The sequence below is a fragment of the Gordonia sp. NPDC058843 genome, from assembly GCF_042743165.1.
In the GTDB taxonomy this organism is placed as follows: domain Bacteria; phylum Actinomycetota; class Actinomycetes; order Mycobacteriales; family Mycobacteriaceae; genus Gordonia.
Genome location: NZ_JBHYNC010000019.1, coordinates 53,849 through 71,702, shown reverse-complemented (window position 1 = coordinate 71,702; position 17,854 = coordinate 53,849). Strand labels below are relative to the sequence as shown.

General features: G+C 67.0%; 16 protein-coding genes. 12 read left to right on the top strand and 4 right to left on the bottom strand.

Annotated features, from left to right (window positions below):
• The first annotated feature begins 100 nt into the window (after positions 1-100).
• From ACFW3F_RS14495 to ACFW3F_RS14475, 5 genes are all read left to right on the top strand, one after another.
• A complete protein-coding gene (locus tag ACFW3F_RS14495; protein ID WP_388058453.1) occupies positions 101-493 on the top strand; it encodes a DUF5318 family protein in 393 nt (130 codons plus the stop codon).
• Positions 494-620: 127 nt separating this feature from the next.
• Entirely contained in the window at positions 621-2,981 is a 2,361-nt protein-coding gene (locus ACFW3F_RS14490) for a transglycosylase domain-containing protein (protein ID WP_388058451.1), read from the top strand.
• Positions 2,941-4,587 (top strand): glycosyltransferase family 87 protein, encoded by a 1,647-nt coding sequence (locus ACFW3F_RS14485; RefSeq protein WP_388058475.1) that lies wholly within the window; start codon positions 2,941-2,943, stop codon positions 4,585-4,587. The genes ACFW3F_RS14490 and ACFW3F_RS14485 overlap by 41 nt, the downstream gene beginning before the upstream one ends.
• 54 nt (positions 4,588-4,641) lie before the next feature.
• Positions 4,642-5,583: a hypothetical protein gene (locus ACFW3F_RS14480; protein ID WP_388058449.1), complete on the top strand. Its 942-nt coding sequence runs from the start codon at positions 4,642-4,644 to the stop codon at positions 5,581-5,583.
• Positions 5,584-5,619: 36 nt separating this feature from the next.
• The gene (locus ACFW3F_RS14475) at positions 5,620-6,027 is read left to right on the top strand and encodes a hypothetical protein (protein WP_388058447.1); all 408 of its coding nucleotides are present in this window, start codon (positions 5,620-5,622) and stop codon (positions 6,025-6,027) included.
• A gap of 117 nt (positions 6,028-6,144) precedes the next feature.
• Here ACFW3F_RS14475 and ACFW3F_RS14470 read toward each other — a convergent pair whose 3' ends face one another.
• Both ACFW3F_RS14470 and ACFW3F_RS14465 read right to left on the bottom strand, forming a co-directional pair.
• Positions 6,145-6,717 (bottom strand): GNAT family N-acetyltransferase, encoded by a 573-nt coding sequence (locus tag ACFW3F_RS14470; protein ID WP_388058445.1) that lies wholly within the window; start codon positions 6,715-6,717, stop codon positions 6,145-6,147.
• Positions 6,714-8,198, bottom strand: a complete 1,485-nt coding sequence (locus ACFW3F_RS14465; protein WP_388058443.1) for a hypothetical protein — start codon at positions 8,196-8,198, stop codon at positions 6,714-6,716. The genes ACFW3F_RS14470 and ACFW3F_RS14465 overlap by 4 nt, the downstream gene beginning before the upstream one ends.
• A 167-nt stretch (positions 8,199-8,365) precedes the next feature.
• Here ACFW3F_RS14465 and rpsF point away from each other — a divergent pair, with 167 nt between their 5' ends.
• From rpsF to rplI, 4 genes are all read left to right on the top strand, one after another.
• A complete protein-coding gene (gene rpsF, locus ACFW3F_RS14460) occupies positions 8,366-8,647 on the top strand; it encodes a 30S ribosomal protein S6 (protein ID WP_004020660.1) in 282 nt (93 codons plus the stop codon).
• A gap of 116 nt (positions 8,648-8,763) precedes the next feature.
• Positions 8,764-9,291, top strand: coding sequence for a single-stranded DNA-binding protein (locus ACFW3F_RS14455; RefSeq protein WP_188328478.1), 528 nt, complete (start codon positions 8,764-8,766; stop codon positions 9,289-9,291).
• Between the two features lie 86 nt (positions 9,292-9,377).
• Complete coding sequence (gene rpsR, locus ACFW3F_RS14450) at positions 9,378-9,635, top strand: 30S ribosomal protein S18 (RefSeq protein ID WP_004020662.1); 258 nt, start codon at positions 9,378-9,380, stop codon at positions 9,633-9,635.
• A gap of 19 nt (positions 9,636-9,654) precedes the next feature.
• On the top strand, positions 9,655-10,110 hold the full coding sequence (rplI, locus tag ACFW3F_RS14445; RefSeq protein ID WP_388058441.1) for a 50S ribosomal protein L9: 456 nt from the start codon (positions 9,655-9,657) through the stop codon (positions 10,108-10,110).
• A 527-nt stretch (positions 10,111-10,637) separates the two neighbouring features.
• Here rplI and ACFW3F_RS14440 read toward each other — a convergent pair.
• Positions 10,638-11,300 carry a hypothetical protein gene (locus ACFW3F_RS14440; RefSeq protein WP_388058439.1) on the bottom strand — a complete coding sequence of 221 codons (663 nt, stop codon included), beginning with the start codon at positions 11,298-11,300 and terminating at the stop codon, positions 10,638-10,640.
• A 571-nt stretch (positions 11,301-11,871) separates the two neighbouring features.
• Here ACFW3F_RS14440 and dnaB point away from each other — a divergent pair.
• From dnaB to ACFW3F_RS14425, 3 genes are all read left to right on the top strand, one after another.
• Positions 11,872-14,103, top strand: a complete 2,232-nt coding sequence (gene dnaB / locus ACFW3F_RS14435) for a replicative DNA helicase (RefSeq protein WP_388058437.1) — start codon at positions 11,872-11,874, stop codon at positions 14,101-14,103.
• Positions 14,104-14,487: 384 nt separating this feature from the next.
• Positions 14,488-14,856 (top strand): hypothetical protein, encoded by a 369-nt coding sequence (locus ACFW3F_RS14430; RefSeq protein ID WP_388058435.1) that lies wholly within the window; start codon positions 14,488-14,490, stop codon positions 14,854-14,856.
• Between the two features lie 229 nt (positions 14,857-15,085).
• The gene (locus tag ACFW3F_RS14425) at positions 15,086-16,417 is read left to right on the top strand and encodes a nitrate/nitrite transporter (protein WP_388058433.1); all 1,332 of its coding nucleotides are present in this window, start codon (positions 15,086-15,088) and stop codon (positions 16,415-16,417) included.
• Positions 16,418-16,426: 9 nt separating this feature from the next.
• On the opposite strand, the gene ACFW3F_RS14420 is transcribed toward ACFW3F_RS14425, so the two are convergent.
• Positions 16,427-17,827: an MFS transporter gene (locus ACFW3F_RS14420; protein ID WP_388058431.1), complete on the bottom strand. Its 1,401-nt coding sequence runs from the start codon at positions 17,825-17,827 to the stop codon at positions 16,427-16,429.
• Positions 17,828-17,854: the final 27 nt, after the last annotated feature.

Here is a 17,854-nt window from a genome sequence, read left to right as displayed (position 1 = left end):
GTGATGGGCATCTCCGGCTCTGGCGTGTCCCTGTACTGGCGACCGACCGGCCGGACCCGTCGCGCCGACGCCCCGGCGCAGACCACGTACCCTGAAAACCGTGCAACGCCAGATCGTCGACTACGCCCTGCAGCGGCGCGCTCGGCTGTCCTCGGTCCATGCGGGCCGGACCGCCGTTGCCGAAGTCTGCGATGCGAGTCCTTACCTCCTGCGCGCGGCGAAGTTCCATGGCCGACCCAGCACCACGATGTGTCCGATCTGTCGTAAAGAGCAGGTCACCCTCGTGTCATGGGTGTTCGGCGACCGGCTCGGTCAGGTCAGTGGCTCGGCGCGGAGCAACGAGGAGATCTCCCGGCTCGCGACGACCGCTGAGGAGTTCTCGGTGCACGTGGTCGAGGTGTGCCGGACCTGCAGTTGGAACCATTTGGTCCAGTCGTACGTTGCCGGGCTGCCGCCGCAGTCCACGCGTCGCTCACGTCGCGTGGCCAAGTAGCGCGTCGGCCTGCGGTTTTTTGCCCAGGGCGGTTGCCTGCTGTCACAGTGGAGCGGCACGAGGCCAGAGAAGTTGACCGTGGCCGTCGGATGAACACTGTCCGTGCGACCCGGTAGGAAGGTGGACGATGAGCGAGGCACGTGGTTCTTCGCCCACGCCGCGACGCACCGGAGCCCGACCCGGTCCGGGCGGCGGCGGTCAGAACAGAACAAGTACGACAACCCGGCACCGGCGGTTCGCATGGGCGCTGGGAATCGTCGGCGCGATCGTCCCGGCGATCGTGCTGGTTCTCATCGTCGCGTTCGCGTTCACCTACTTCACCGCCGAGATCCCTGAACCCGAGGTGAGCCAGAAGGCCACCATCGTCGACACGTCCGGGCGCACGCTGGCCGACGTCACCTCGCCCGACGGCAACCGCACCGTGGTTCCCTTCGACGAGATCCCCGAGACGATGAAGCAGGCGATCGTCGCCGCCGAGGACCGCGAGTTCTGGACCAACAACGGCTTCTCGCCCCGCGGCCTGTCCCGCGCCGTCATCGGCCAGATCACCGGTAACCAGACCGCCGGTGGTGGTTCCACCATCACACAGCAGTACGTCAAGAACGCGATCGTCGGCGACGAGCGCAGCTTCGACCGCAAGTTCAAGGAACTCGCGATCGCCGCGAAGATGAACGACCGGCACGGCTGGTCCAAGGAGAAGGTCCTCGAGGCCTACCTCAACACCATCTATTTCGGGCGTGGTGCCTACGGCATCGCGGTCGCCGCGCAGAAATACTTCAACAAGTCGATCACCGACAAGCGCCGCGCCCAGCAGAACCCGCTGACCTTCGAGGAAGCGGCGCTCCTGTCGGCTGTCATCCGCGCGCCGTCGTACTACGACCCCGACACCAACCGTGAGGTCACCGAGACGCGTTGGCGGTATGTCCTCGACGGCATGGTCGCCACCGGCGCCATCACCCGTGCACAGGCAGACAACGCCGTCTTCCCCAAGACCGTCAAGGCCCGCGTCAGCGATTCCGACGAGACACCCGGTCCCAACGGGCTCATCAAGCGGCAGGTCCTCGCCGAGCTCAACCGCATCGGCATCACCGACAAGCAGCTGCGGACCGGCGGTCTGAAGATCAGCACCACGATCGACCCGCAGGTCCAGAACGGCGTCGTGCAGGCGGCCTGCCGCAAGAACCGGATCTACAAGTGCCCCGACGGTGAGCTCAACGGCGAACCCGACGATCTGCTCGCCTCGGCGGTGTCCATCGACCCGCAGACCGGCGGCGTGCGCGGCTACTACGGCGGCGACAACCCGGGTGGTTGGGACCTCGCCCAGGCGGGCCTGCAGACCGGTTCGTCGTTCAAGGTGTTTGCGCTCGTCGCGGCGCTCGAACAAGACATCCCGCTGTCGAAGACCTACAGCTCGGCACCCTTCCAGGCCAGCGGTGGCCTGACGGTCGAGAACTCCGACGGTGAGAGCTGCGGAACCTGCAACCTCGCCACGGCGATGAAGATGTCGCTCAACACCGTGTACTACCGCCTGATGATGGACCTCGACGGCGGTGCGCGGGCAGTCGCCGACGCGGCACACCGTGCGGGTGTCGCCGAATCCTTCGGCAATATCGAGCGGACCCTGGAGGAGGCCAACGGCGAGCCCGAGGGCGGCGTGGTCCTGGGCCAGTACCAGTCGCGGGTGATCGACATGGCCTCGGCGTACGCCACGCTCGCGGCGTCGGGTGTCTACCACGAGCCACACTTCATCCAGAAGGTCGTCGATTCCGAGGGCCAGGTCCTCTACGAGCGCAAGACCGAGGGCAAGCGCGTTTTCCCGGCGAAGGTGGCCGACAACGTGAGCGCCGCCCTCGAACCCGTCGCGGCGTACTCGAACAGCAACTCGCTCTACGATTCCTCACTCGGTTCGCGGCCGTCGGCCGCCAAGACCGGCACCGTTCAGCTCGGCGACACCGGGCAGAACAAGGATGCGTGGATGGTCGGCTACACCCCGCAGTTGTCGACCGCGGTCTGGGTCGGCACCAACGACGGCACTGCCCTGACCAACTACAACGGTGCGTCGATCTACGGCAGCGGCCTGCCGTCGTCGATCTGGAAGTCGGCGATGGACGCCGCCCTCGAGGGCAAAGAGATCAAGCAGTTCCCCGAGCCGGAGTCGATCGGTGGCGTGGCCGGCGTGCCGTATGAGGCACCGGTCACGACCGAGGCTCCCACGCGGACGCGCGGACCGTCCGTACCGAGCTTCGACATCCCCGACCAGGGCGGCGATGGCAACCTCACTCTCGCGCCGGGCGTGACGATCCCGATTCCGGGCGCTCCGCGCAACGGCGGCGGCGGCGGTGGCGGCGGTGGCGGCGGCGGAAACAGCCCCGGCGGCGGCGGGTTGGCACCCGGAGGCGGCGGTGGCGGTGACGGTGGCGATTCCGGCGACGGTGTACCCGGCGGCGGTGACGGTGGCGGAGGCGTCCCTGAACCGCCCATCGGCTGACCCGGACCCGGCGGCCGACTCGACGACGAGCGGCTCCGAATCCGTCTGGGACAGCCCTGCACCCCTTGCGAGTGATCAGCGTGTCGACGACGCGCGCATCCTGCCGACGCGCACGGACGGCGTGGTGCGCGAGGCGAGTTCCCTCGTCGGTGGACCGGTGGGGGCGCACGCGGTCATCGGCCGTGGTCGGCATCTGACCCCACTGCGGGTGCTCTTCGCGCTGGCACTGTGCGGACTGGCGCTCGGATGGTTCGGGAAGGCCGGGTGTCTGCAGCAGGCGCCGGCCGATGGCGGTACCGCAGGCTCGAGTGCTGAGATGCGGCTCGACTGGGACGATCAGCGTCAGTTCACCAACCTCTGTTACTCCGACGTCATCAGCCTGTTCGGTGCGGAGCGATTGAACCGAGGCGCACTGCCGTACCGCGACTTCTGGTTTCAGGAGGGCTCCGAGGGGGAGACCATCAAGCGGTACATGGAGTATCCGGTGCTCACCGGGATGTTCATGTATGGCGCCGCCCAGCTGACGCAGGGGTGGATGTGGGCCGAGACCGAGTGGGGCGTGCCCGGCGCAATCGACGTCGTGCTGTTCTTCATCATCGTCGCCCTGGCGTTGACGGCGTTCTGGCTGGTGACCATCTGGGCGACAGCCCTCACCGCACGTACGCGCATGTGGGCGGTATGGCTGGCCGCCTTGTCCCCACTCGTGTTCGTGCACGCCTTCACCAACTTCGACGCCATTGCCACCGCGGCGGTGGCGGTGGCGATGCTGGCGTGGTCGCGGGAACGGTACTGGCTGGCGGGATTGTTCATCGGGCTCGGCGCCGCCGCCAAGCTGTATCCGGCGCTCCTGCTCGTGGTGTTGGGTGCGTTGTGCCTGCGGAGCGGGAAGGTCCGCGAGTTCGCGGTCACGGCCGCGACGGCGATCGGTGCGTGGCTGGTGGTGAACCTGCCGATCTTGATCCCGTACCCGTCGGGGTGGTGGGAGTTCTTCCGATTCAACGGTGATCGATCGGCGGACCCCGACACCATTTACCGGATCGTGGCCGACGCCGCCGGTTTCACATGGAACATCGGGTATCTGAACGCGCTGTCGGTGGGATTGACGGTCGCCGTGATCGCCGCGGTGGCCGCGATCGGGGTCTGGGCGCCGCACCGGCCTCGCGTGGCCCAGCTGGCATTCCTCGCGGTGGCCGGCTTCCTACTGGTGAACAAGGTATGGAGTCCCCAGTACTCGTTGTGGCTGGTTCCGCTTGCGGTGCTTGCCATTCCGCACGCGCGCCTGCTGCTGGGCTGGATGACGGTCGACGCACTCATCTGGGTTCCGCGGATGAGCCTGTTCCTCGATGCCGAGCGACGGTGGCTTCCCGACCAGTGGTTCACCGCGGCTGTCGTCCTCCGCGGGCTGATGGTGTTGGTCCTCTGCGCCGTCGTCCTCTGGCAGATCTGGCATCCGCGCGATGACCTGGTACGCCGCGGGAACGACGGTCGGTGGTATGACGACCCGGCCGGTGGCGTGCTCGACGGCGCTCCCGACCGGATCGGTCGGCGAGCGAGAGCGCGCGGAACGGCGGAGGCTCCGCGGGAACCGGTCCCCGCGGGCGGATAGCGGTCGCAGAAGGACCAGTGGAACCGAATTGGGCTCCGCTGCGTCCAAACGACCATGAAGCACACGACCCTCGCTCTCCCCGACGATCTCATCGAGTGGCTGGCGGCAGGTGACCGCGCCGCCGAACTGCACTCCGACACCGTCGCGGTCGACCGACAGTGGTGGACCGACACGCTCGCCGAGTTCGAACTCCCGGATTCTCTGCACGGCACCATGATCAGCCGATCGAATCTGTTCGCGCTGGGGGCGCGTGCCGTCGACTCGCCCGAGGCGGCGATCGCATTGCTGTGGAATGTCGTCGCATTCTGTCTCGGACGCCGCAACTCCGACGGGAAGAAGCGGATCGCCGCGGTGTCGGCTGACCGGAAACGCCTCGGTGCGCTCCTCCGCGACGCCGCTGAGGCAGGCCGGGAGGACCCCGGTGCGGCGTACGCGCTGCTCCGTCCCGACAAGGGCGGCAACATCATCGACCGCTTGGGTCCGGCCGGTTTCACCTGGTACCTGTACTTCGCCGGCGCCGGGGAGCCGAAGCATCCGAGCCCGGTTCTCGAAACCAAGGTGGCCAGGTCGCTACGGCGGGCCGGGTGGCGAGATCTGCGCGAGACGATGTGGACCGCGGCCGACTATGTGGCCTACTCCAAGATCGTCGACGAGTGGCGCGCGGACGCGGGAATCGACCGCAACGACGTGATCGTGCGCGGCCTGTTCGCCATCTCCCCGCCGAGTGGCTGGGATCATCCGTGGCAGGCCTGGGAGCGCCAGACCTGGGAACGCGAGAACTGGGTGCGCGGTCCGCTGACGACGGACGACCTGCGAACAGTGCATCGGTGGATCTCCACGCTGGCCGCCCTGACCTCCAGATCGGCTGCCGCACACGTGGAGTTCGAGCGCCTGGGGCACAAGATCAACACCGCGCTCGGCGGTGCGGTCGGCGAGATCACCACGGCGTTCGACGGCGACCGGTACCGACACTCGTATCACGGGGAGCCGTACTGACGATTGACGGGCGGCCTCGCTGGGTATTGACGGGTCATGTCTGATACCGCACCACACATCTCGGACGACACCGCGGAAGCGGTCGGCAAGGTGGGGGAGGCGCTCGAGTACATCGAGCGTGCCCGCGGCCACCTCTACTCATTCCATCAACTCATCGGGCGTGGGGACCTGCTACTCGGGGAAGCCGTCGACGAGTTGCGCGAGGCAGGCCACGTAGAGTTCGCCGACGAACTGTCCACCGAGCTGGTCGGACGCAATGTGCTCGAGGGGCGCTGGACGTTCCAGGTTGTCGAGGAATTCGACGACACCTATTGGGGTCCACTACGCGAGTATGTCGACCGGGTGCGCGCCGATCTGACCGACGGTCAGCGACATGTTCACGAGGCACGGATGAAAGAAGATCGGCGCACCGAGGGCCACTCGAAGCACAGCAAGAAACCCTAGCGCCGGCGCCGGGAGCGAAGCGAGCGGGCCGAATGGAACCGGCGCCGGGAGCGAGCGAGCGGGCCGAATGGAACCGGCGCCGGGAGCGAAGCGAGCGGGCCGAATGGAATCGGTCGGTCAGGCGTCGATCCGTCGGAGCAGTCGTTCTCTGGCCGATGGCCAATCGTCGTCGGTCATCGCGTACTGAGCGGTCGTGCGCCAGCCGTCGCCGAAGCGACGGTGCTTGCGGAGCAGACCCTCGAAGCTCGCGCCCAGCTTGGCGATCGCGGCGCGCGATTGAGCGTTGTTCTCGTGGGTGTGCCAGGTGAGCCGCACGGCGCCGCACTCCTCGAACGCATGGCGCATCAGCAGGAACTTGGCGGTGGGGTTCACCACGGTCCCTTGGACACGTTCGCTGTAGAACGTGTAACCGATGCATGCGGAACGGTTGGCCTCGTCGATGTCGTAGTAACTGGTCGACCCGACGACGCCGCCATCGGTGTTGTCGACGACGACGTAGGCGACGCGTGATGTGAGCGCCGACTCGACGAATCGGCGCGCACCGGTCTCGTCGGTCGGCACCCCGGGAACCCATCGAAAACGGTTGGGATCACCGACAACCCCGGCGAGTGCACCGACATCCCGAATGTCGATCGGACGCAGCGTGACCCGATCACCTACCAGCGGGCCGGTCGCCAACCACGAACTCACGAGGTTCCTCTCGACATCACGCCCGGCGGCGGGTGGAGCAGCGCCCCGTCGGCGTCGGACCCGACGGCACCATGCTCGCGTGCGGCGACGCGGGAGGCCAGCGGCTCGCGGAGCGGGGTGCCGGCGAGCGTGACGATCAGGTAGGCCAGCAATGCAGCATGCACCCACACCGAACCGGCGACCCCGGTGATGATCCACCAGGGCAGCGGATCGCCGGCATCCCGGATCGGGAACAGCCGGAAGATAGTCAGGTCGAGTGCGAGGTCGGCGAGCAAGTACGTCAGGATCACCGACCGGCGCACGTTCATGAGGACGAAGAACGGCAGAATCCAGAGTGTGTACTGCGGGGAGTGCACCTTGTGGAACAGCATGAAACCCGCCAGCATCGCACCGCTCACGCCGATCCACGGGAAGGTGCCGGCGCGTTCGAAGTGGCGCCACCCGAGGTACATCGCGACCGCGAACGACGCGAGGATCAGCAGTGGTGACACCACGCTGACCACGGAGTGGTAAGTGTCGGTGGTCCCGGTGACGTATCGCAGGCCCCAGTACCAGATGGAGTTGGTGTCGACGTCGGCCCGACGGCGACCCTGGAAACTCAGAGCCGCCTTCCACCCGTCGAACCCGAGCACCATGAACGGCAACTGGATCGCGACGACCGTCACGACCGCTGCGCCCGCTACCCGACCGGCGCCCGTCCAATCAAGGTCGGCCCCGCGCTCGCGTCGTCGCTCAACCGCGCGTGCACCGCCGGCTCCTCGCGTGAGAACGTATGCGGCCAGCGGCAATACAAAGATCCCGGGGTAGAGCTTGAGGCAGAAGCCGACCGCGAGCAGAACCGACGCGATCACCGCGGAGCTCCGGAGCGGTAGTCGTCGTCGCCCGGTTCGGGGGTGGGTGGATGCGCCCCAGGCCATCACGGCAACGGCCCCGACGGCGGTCGCGACGACCGGTAGCTCCCAGTTGTGGAAGGAATACAGCACCAGCGGGGGCGTCGCGGCCCAGAGCAGGGCCCACCATCGGACCATCAGGGCGAGCATGACCGTGATCGCGAAACCGAACGGCGCCAACAGGAGTGCGGATTGGGTGAAGAACTCGGTGTCGGTGTCGGCGCCGACCGCACCGAAGAACATGAGCACGCCGGAGAGCACCGGATACTCGACGACGCCGCCGAACAAGGTTCCGTCGGAGGCGATTCCGCCGTGGATGTAGGGGAAGACATGGGTGTCGATGCCGCGTCCGAGCCACAGGTACATCAGGTCCGAATAGCAGGGGATCACCGCGTCGGGATTTCCCGTCGGCCAGTTGTCGCTGCGCCCCGACGCGTCGAAGGGTGCGCCACCACAGAGGAGCTTGGCCCGGAAACTCCAGAACATCGTCACCGCCGTCGCCAGCACCGTGACGAGAACGATCACGGCCGTCTCGCCACGGCCGGACAGCCGTGCGGACCACCGACCCGGGGTTGTCCGCCGCTCCGACATGGGCAACAGCGTAGGGGGTGCGGCGGCGAGCCGCCGAGGCGACCCGTGACCACGGATTTCTCTGAGAACGGGCAGGTCATGTATCTTGGACCGGTTGCCGACGCAGGCGACCCTCCTGCCACGGACAGTCCGTGGCCGACCTAGCCCATAGGAGGTGATGTGGTCTTATGCGTCACTACGAATTGATGGTCATCCTCGATCCGAATCTGGACGAGCGCACCGTCGCACCCTCACTCGATACTTTCCTCAATGTTGTCCGCAAGGATGGCGGTTCGGTGGACGGTGTCGACATCTGGGGCAAGCGCCGTCTTGCCTACGAGATCCTCAAGCACAACGAGGGCATCTACGCCGTCATCGATCTCAATGCCGAGCCCGCAACGGTCACCGAGCTCGATCGTCAGCTGAAGCTGAACGAGTCGGTTCTGCGCACCAAGGTCCTGCGGAAGTAATCCACAGGCTTTTGTGATCGTCTGAAGACGTCGGTACCGGGTTCTAGGGTTGGACCTGAGAATCCCGGTGCATGTCGATCAGCGAGTGCCCACCAAACGACCCAAGGGGAACACACATGGCAGGCGACACGGTCATCACCGTCATCGGCAACCTCACAGCTGACCCGGAACTGCGGTTCACGCCGTCGGGGGCAGCGGTTGCCAATTTCACGGTGGCTTCCACCCCGCGGACTTTCGACCGCCAGACCAATGAGTGGAAGGACGGCGAAGCGCTGTTCCTCCGCTGCAACATCTGGCGCGATGCCGCGGAGAACGTGACCGAAAGCCTGACCAAGGGTTCCCGGGTGATCGTGCAGGGACGGCTCAAGCAGCGGTCCTACGAAACCAAAGAGGGCGAACGACGCACGGTCGTAGAACTCGAGGTCGACGAGATCGGCCCCTCGCTGCGGTATGCCACCGCCAAGGTCAACCGCGCCTCGCGCGGCGGCGGTGGTGGCGGCGGCGGATTCGGGTCCGGTGGCGGCGGCGGTAGCCGCGGCGGCGGGAACTCGAACCAGCAGGTCGCCGACGATCCCTGGGGCAGCGCGCCTGCCAGCAACAGCGGGGGATCGTTCGGTGGCGGGGACGACGAACCACCTTTCTGATATCGCTCGGGGCACGATGATCCGCCCCGAACAGCCCGGGAACGGCAGTGACCGTCCCCGAATGCATTGACTGGAGCAATACACACATGGCAAAGGCAAAGCCAAGCCGGAAGCCTCGCGTCGAGAAGGTCACCAAGACCAAGGCGTGCAGCTTCTGCAAGGACAAGAAGGCCGTCATCGACTACAAGGACACCGCGCTGCTGCGTCGTTTCCTGTCCGACCGGGGCAAGATCCGGTCGCGTCGCGTGACCGGGAACTGCGTGCAGCATCAGCGCGACGTCGCTGTGGCAGTGAAGAACTCGCGTGAGGTGGCCCTGCTGCCCTTCACCTCGACCAGCCGATAAGCGGAAAGGATCAGTTGACATGAAGCTCATCCTCACCGCAGCCGTGGAGAACCTCGGCGAAGCCGGCGACATCGTCGTGGTCAAGGACGGCTACGGCCGCAACTACCTGCTGCCCCGCGGCCTGGCCATCAAGGCCACCCGTGGAGCCGAGAAGCAGGTCGAGGGCATCCGGCGTTCGCAGGAAGCCCGCGAGGTCCGCGGTCTCGAGCACGCCAACGAGCTGAAGCAGGCCCTCGAAGGCCTCGCCGACGTCTCGCTGGACGTCAAGACCCACGACTCGGGCAAGCTCTTCGGTTCGGTCACCGCGGCAGACGTCGCCGGTGCCATCAAGACCGCCGGCGGCCCGACCGTCGACAAGCGCAACGTCGAGCTGCCCAAGGGGCACATCAAGGCAACCGGTAGCTACCCGGTCGTCGTCAACCTGCACCCGCAGGTCTCGGCGACCGTACAGCTCGCCGTCGTCGCCGCGAGCTGACCTCAGCGTTCTTACACAAGGCCGGGTGGAGATCCTCCACCCGGCCTTTGTCGTGCCTGCCAGCTACCTGACCAATGCTCCCTCGTCCGAACCAGCGACCAAACCACTGTTCCTTCGTCCGAACGAGCGACCTGACCACTGTTCCCTAATCCGAAAGAACCGCATAACCCCTGCTCCCTGAGGTGCGAGGAGCGCAAGCGACGAGCCTCGAAGGGCCTGGTGAGACACGTTGCGAGACCCTTCGTGGCTCGCTTCGCTCGCACCTCAGGGAGCATGGATTTCGGACACTCACGAGTGTTCTTTCGTGGTCCACGGCGGCCGCCAGGCCGCAGATACCGAGGTGCGAGGAGCGATAGCGACGAGCCACGAAGGGTCATGGCGAGACACACGACTCGCGAAGACTCTTCGTGACGCTCGCAAGCTCGCTCCTCAGGGAGCAGGGGGGTGGCTCGCAATAACCCGCTCCTCACAGAGCGGGGTGCGAAGGAGCGCGTCGAGGTCGACGGGACCCGCTGGAGCCGAAGCCCCTACTTCGGCGCCGGCGGATTCGCGGGCAGCTGGTTCCAGTACTGGAGTCGCGGCGGTAGGTACCGCGGGGCCGGGTTGGCGCTGTGGTCGACCGCGTTGTTGCCCGGTCCCAGGGTGTCCCAGGACGGGAAGAAGAACTTGTGCCAGGCGGGCGTGAAGATCAGCGCACGGTTTCCGGTCCGGCAGGCGACCGTGTCGCGGCGGGGGACGGTGCACGTGACGCCTTCGATGGTGACCCGCTTGCCGACGCCGAGAACCGGTGGCCGGAAGCCGCTCTTCGGGCCGAATCGGTATGTCTGATCGGTGCGTGCCCACCACGGGCCCTGCTGATCGTCGGAGATGACGGCGCCCGCCGCGTTCGGTGGAGCCGTCGCGGGACGGCCTGCACAGCCGGCGTAGCGGTAGCCGGGACCGATCTGGCACACCCACCGACCGGTGGTGAAGAACGATCGTCCGTTGTCGACATAGGCCAGCGAACGGAAGGTCGTCGGGTTCACCGGCTGATAGCGCGACAGATCGAACTCGACGGGCATCGATGGGCCTGGTGCGGCGATGGCCGACGGGGCCGTCGCCAGCCCGGTGGCAGCGGTCAGTGCCGCGAGCACGGTGACCACGCGACGGACGACGACGGACCTCAACCCCAACCTCGACACGATCGACATTGCATCACACCGGGCAGGGTATCGTCGTCGATCGCGGGTAAGTCGCGCGACTGATGACGGCGGTGACCGCGTCTGGCCAGGTGTAACGCACACCACACCGGATGTTCACCCGAATATTCACCACGCGGGGTTGAACCGGCCACCGCAACACGCCCGCAATGCGACGCGCCGAAGAAATCCGAACGATTTCCAATTCCTTGATTGTGGAAATTACCTACCACCCTGACCTGCGAAAACAGCGTTGTTCACACCCAAATTCCTCAGGTTGTCCACAAAGGGTGCACAACGCCTCCCCCGGCCACTCACACACGCTCCACAAGTGTTCCCCAGAGTTGTCAACAGGCCGGTTTGAGTAGCTGTCGCAGAGGTCTTAATGTCACGCCTCAGCGTCTCCGTCCGTCTCGGCGCACCTGGCAGATCGATGTCGGTGCCACCCGATAGGAAGGGACTGACCGAAACACGACGTCGACACCGGGGACTCGCGACGTGGCCTACCGGGGCCGACACCAGACTCAAGGTCGTACTCATTCGAAGCCGGGTGGGATCGAGCGTTGCGAGAGGTTTGACACGCGTGGCTGTTGTGGATGACCGCGGGCGCGGCCCTGCCGCCGGAGCCCGAGGACGCGGCGAGGACGAGATCCCCGCCGAGGACTTCGGCCGGCAGCCCCCGCAGGACCTGGCCGCCGAGCAGTCCGTGCTCGGTGGCATGTTGCTGTCCAAGGATGCGGTCGCCGACGTCGTCGAGAAGATCCGTACCGCCGACTTCTATCGTCCGGCGCATCAAGCCGTCTTCGAGGCGATCCTCACGCTGTACAGCAAGGGCGAGCCGGCGGATGCGGTCACCGTGTCGGCCGAACTAGAGCGCGCGGGTGAGCTCAAGCGCATCGGTGGCGCGCCCTACCTGCACACGCTGATCTCCACGGTGCCCACCGCGGCCAACGCCGGCTACTACGCCGAGATCGTCGCCGAGAAGGCGATCCTGCGTCGGCTCGTCGAAGCCGGCACCCGCATCGTCCAGTACGGCTACGCCGGTGCCGACGGGCAGGACGTCGCCGAGGTGGTCGACCGTGCCCAGGCCGAGGTGTACGAGGTCACCGAGAAGCGCACTGCCGAGGACTACGTCCCCCTCGAGGACCTCCTGCAGCCGACGATGGACGAGATCGACTCCATCGCGTCACGGGGCGGCATCTCGCTGGGCGTCCCGACGGGCTTCGCCGACTTCGACAAGCTCACCAACGGGTTGCACCCCGGGCAGATGATCATCGTCGCGGCCCGTCCGGGTGTCGGCAAGGCGCTGGCCCTCGACACCCCGCTGCCGACGCCCTCCGGTTGGACCACGATGGGCAAGGTGGGTGTCGGTGACCACCTCCTCGACGCGCACGGCCGCCCCACCCGGGTCGTCGCCGCCACCGAGGTGATGACCGAACGTCCTTGCTACGAAATCGAATTCAACGACGGCGCGATGATCGTCGCCGACGAGCAGCATCAGTGGGCGGCCGAGATCGACGGCAAACGCCGGGTGGTCACCACCGCCGGCCTGCGCGCGCACGTCGGCTGCGCGGTCGTGCGCAACACCGCGCCGCTCGAGTTGCCGCGCAAACGATTCGCCTACGGCCCCTACACGGTGGCGGCGCTGGCCGGGATGGCCTTCGACGATCCCGAGATCAGCATGCGGATCGACGCGGAGGGCCCGGTCGACGTCATGACGCTGATGGCCGACCTCGGCGGCCGCATCCCGTACGAGTACCTTCGTGGTTCGATCGCGCAGCGTCGTGCCCTGCTCGCCGGGTTGCTCGACGCTCGTGCCTCGGTCGACGACGACGGCTGGATCACCGTCCCGGCCGCCACTCGGCACATGACGGCCGTGGTCGCCGACCTCGTGGCCGGACTCGGCTTCAACTACAAGCGCTCGGCCACGGGTTGGTTGCGCGTCGACGCCGACGACGATGTGTTCACCGTGCACCACAAGGCGATTCGCCACAAGGAGCTGCGCCGGCGGGCCGGTGTCCGCCGTGTCGTCGCCGTCCGTCCCGTTGATCCGGTGCCGGTGCGTTGCGTCCAGGTCGACAATGCCGACCACCTGTATCTCGCGGGCGAGGCGATGGTCCCGACCCACAACTCGACTCTCGCGATGGACTTCCTGCGCTCCGCGGCGATCGGGCACGGTCTCACCGCCGCCATGTTCTCGCTGGAGATGAGCAAGACCGAGATCGTCATGCGTCTGCTGTCGGCGGAGGCGAAGATCAAGCTGGCCGACATGCGCGCCGGCACCATGAGCGACGACGACTGGACACGTCTCGCGCGCCGTATGGGTGAGATCTCGGAGGCCCCCTTCTTCATCGACGATTCGCCCAACCTCACCATGATGGAGATCCGCGCCAAGGCGCGTCGGCTCAAGCAGCGTCACGACCTCAAAGTCGTTGCGGTGGACTACATGCAGCTGATGACGTCGGGCAAGAAGGTCGAGTCGCGCCAGCAGGAGGTCTCGGAGTTCTCCCGTCAGCTGAAGCTGTTGGCCAAGGAACTCGAGGTCCCCGTGATCGCGATCAGCCAGCTCAACCGTGGTCCCGAGCAACGGACCGACAAGAAGCCCCAGGTGTCGGACCTGCGTGAGTCGGGATCACTGGAGCAGGATGCCGACATGGTCATCCTGCTGCACCGTCCCGACTCGATCGAGCGCGACGACCCGCGTGCGGGCGAGGCCGACATCATCGTCGGCAAGCACCGTAACGGGCCCACTGCAACCATTACCGTTGCGCACCAGCTACATCTGTCGCGGTTCGTGGACATGGCGCGGGGGTAGTTCGTCCGCTGTCGAGATGCGGCGAAGATCAACAGAACTGCCCGGCTTGTTCAACAAGCTTGGTCAGCGCGGCGGGCCTACGCTGATCAGCGCTCACACGGACGCAGTACGGCGACGGGCGGTCACCGTATCGTGGGTCCGGCCGCTGTCGGGAAACTCGGCGTGATGCCTCGCGCCAACCGTGGCTGATCAGGGGCGCTCATCGACGCCGGACAGTACATAACCTCCCGGGGAGAGCGATCAGCGATGCCAACCAACGACAATGTAGGACAGCCACAATCGTCTGCGCCGCCCTACCGGGCGGTGTTTCGTCCTGGGGACCTGCACCGCTACACCGCCGAAGCAGTGCGGCTGCGAATGCGTACCCGGAGGGTTGTGGTGGCGGTGGCCGCCATCACGGCGCTGATCATCGTGGCGGCGGTGGCGTTGGAGTCGTGGTGGTTGGTGGCGCTCGTGCCCGCAGATATCGTCGTGGTGACGGCACTGAGCTACTGGTCGATTCGGCGAACCCACGTGCATGTAGTCAGCCCCGGCCAGCACATGGCCACCGGCAGTGACGATTACGGGCTGATCATCGAATCCGACCTGAACCGCGTCGTCATCCCCTGGCACCGAGTCATCGCGGTGCGAGTGCGTCGCGGGATCGCCGTGCTCACCATCGCCAGCCCGAAAGCCCAGATCCTGCTGCCGGCCGAACTGCTACCCGACGAGCTACACGCCCGCATACCTGCCCATGCCCGCGACCCGCGATGAGGCTGATGTCACGCACACAGATTGGCGAGGGCAGGCGACGGGCCCGGGATTTGTCACACAGTTGCGGGGCGTGTCTCGCCAATCTCGGCTCCATCTCGACATCCGCCGGCAGCGTTGACGGGCGCAGTGTGTGACTTGTGGGGCACTCGCGACTGTGCGCGCCGTGCCGGGACAATGGTTAGGTGATCGAAAGAGTTGCTCCGGTACGGCCGGGCGGTGAGGCGTGCCGATGACCGCTCCGTTCGGCTCGCGGCAGGCGGTGGCGATCTGGGTCGTGGGCGTCGCGGTCTACTTCGTTGCGGTGCTGCACCGCTCGTCGTTGGCCGTCGCCGGTCTGCTGGCGGCCGAACGGTTCGAGATCAGCGCGTCGCAGCTGTCCACATTCGTCGTGCTGCAGCTGCTCGTGTACGCGCTGATGCAGGTGCCGGTCGGACTTCTCGTCGACCGGTTCGGTCCGCGTCGGGTTCTTCTGACCGGCACGCTGATCCTCACGCTGGCGCAGCTCGGTTTCGCCTTCGCGGACAACTACGCGTGGGCTGTGTCGTCTCGGTTCTTCGTCGGGGTCGGCGACGCCATGACCTTCGTCTGTGTCCTGCGACTGGTGACGAGTTGGTTCCCGGCGCAACGTGTTCCGTTGCTGACCCAGCTCACCGGGGTGCTCGGGCAGCTCGGCGCGGTCGCCGCCGCGATACCGATGACCTGGGCGCTGTCGGCCTGGGGGTGGAGTCGGGCGTACATGGCAACCGCCGGGATCGGCGTAGTCCTGATCGTGACCATCCTGCTCGTCGTGCGAGATTCCGCGGTCGTCCGGTCGGTGTCGGGTCCGATGCTCGGGGTCGCCGGCATCCGGCGCAGCCTCGGCGAGTCCTGGGAGCATCCCGGCACCCGCCTCGGGTTCTGGACGCATTTCACGACGCATTTCAGCGCGACCGTCCTGGGGCTGCTGTGGGGCTATCCGTTCTTCGTGGAGGGACAGGGAATGAGCTCCGGTGCGGCGGGCCTGCTCCTCACGATCATGGTCTTCGCCATCATCGGTTTCGGGCCGACGTTCGCGTGGCTGATCACCCGGTGGCCGTGGCACAGGTCGACGGTGGTGCTGCTGGTGATCGGGAGCATCGCCGTCGCCTGGACGGTGGTGCTGGCCTGGCCCGGGGGCGCACCCTTCTGGCTCCTCGTCGTCCTGGTGGTGATCTGTGGGATGGGTGGTCCGGCGTCGATGATCGGTTTCGATCTCGGCCGCACATCCAATCCGGCCTCCCGGGCCGGCACCGCCACCGGGATCATCAATCAGGCGGGGTTCATCGCGAGCCTGATCCTCGCCGGGCTGATCGGTCTCATACTCGACTGGCGAACCCCGGACGGTGTCGAGGGGTATCCCGCAGAGGCCTTCACCTGGGCGATGTCGGCACAGTTCCTGCTCTGGGGAATCGGGGGGATCCAGATCGTCCGCTATCGCCGCAAGGGACGTGCACGTCTGTTGCGTGACGATCCCGAGCGATGGTCGCATCAGTCCGGCCGCTCGATGCGCGGTGGAGGCGACGGTCCGCGCGGCGCTGCCTGAGGCCGAACCTCACTGTGCGGTGCTGTTCGTCGTTCCGACCGCTGCGACGATCGCGACGGTGACGAGTAACGCAGCGGTGACGAGGAACCCGATCGTGGTCCCCAGGCGACCCGGGTGCGCCGTGAGAAGGCCCGCGAACACCGCGACGCCCAGAATCGCGCCCAGCTGACGACTCGTCGTGATGACCCCGGACGCCTGACCTCGCTGTGCGGCCGGCACCGCGGCGACGGTCGCGGTGGTCAGCGGACTGAGCAGCGCACCGATCCCGACGCCGACGGGGGCGAGTCCGATGGCAACGAGCGCCACCGAGGACACCCCGAAACCGAGTGCCACCGTGAGCATTCCGGAAGCCAGGCACAGACTCCCGGCGACGACGACGCGCCGCAGGCCGTAGCGCTCGTAGCGCGCGCCGACAACGCGGGTGGCGACCAGGAGCGGAACCACGAGCGGCAACAGGGCCAGCCCGGACTCGACGGGTTCCAGGTGCATGGCCTCCTGCAGTGCGACCGCACCGTAGACCGTCGCGGCGGTCATGGCGAAACCGATCGCGGCGAGAGCCGCGGTGTGGACTGCGAAGTCCCGGTCCCGGAGCAGGCCGATGTCGAGAGCGGGGACGGCTGCGCGTCGTGTCGCCGCCGGGAACGCCACCAGTGCCACGCCACCCACGGCGAACAGGACGATCACTGCCGGTGATCCCCACCCCCACGAGGGTCCCTGCAGCATCGCGGCGACGACCGCGCCGAGCCCCGTCACCAGCAACGTCAGCCCGGGCAGATCCCACGGTTGCGAGATGCGCGTGCCGGACGGCGGGTGTGCCAGGTAACTGAGGACCACGGCGGCGATACCGACCGGGACGTTGACGAGGAAGCCCACCTGCCAGGTCAGGAGCTGGGCGCACACCCCGCCCACAGCTGGCCCGATGAGTGCGAAACCCTGACCGGCACCGGTGTACACCGCCATCGCGGACGCCCGGCGCGTCTCGTCGACGGCCTGGATCAGCAACGCGAGGGTCGCGGGCATGAGCACGGCACCGGCGATGCCGGCCAGCGCGCGACCGGCCACGACCGCTTCGAAGGACGGCACCACGGCGATCAGCGACGACGCCGCGGCGAAGCCGATCATCCCGATGCGGAACATCGCCGCCGCGCCGCGGGCGTCGGCGAGTCGGCCGCCCACCGGAGCGAACACCGCGAGCATCAGCAGATAGACCGACACCAGCCACGATGCCTGGCTCACGCTGAGGTCCAGGTCGCGCATCATGGTGGGCAGCATGACGCCGAGGATGCTGGAGTCGAGGACCAGCAGGACCATCGTCGAGGTGGTCGCGGTCAGCAGTAGCGCCTCCCGCCTACGGACCGTTCGATCGGCCCGGGCCTCGCCAGAAGTCGGCGGAACGTCGGATTCGGTCACCGCGCGGTTCCGGTCAAGACGGTGTGG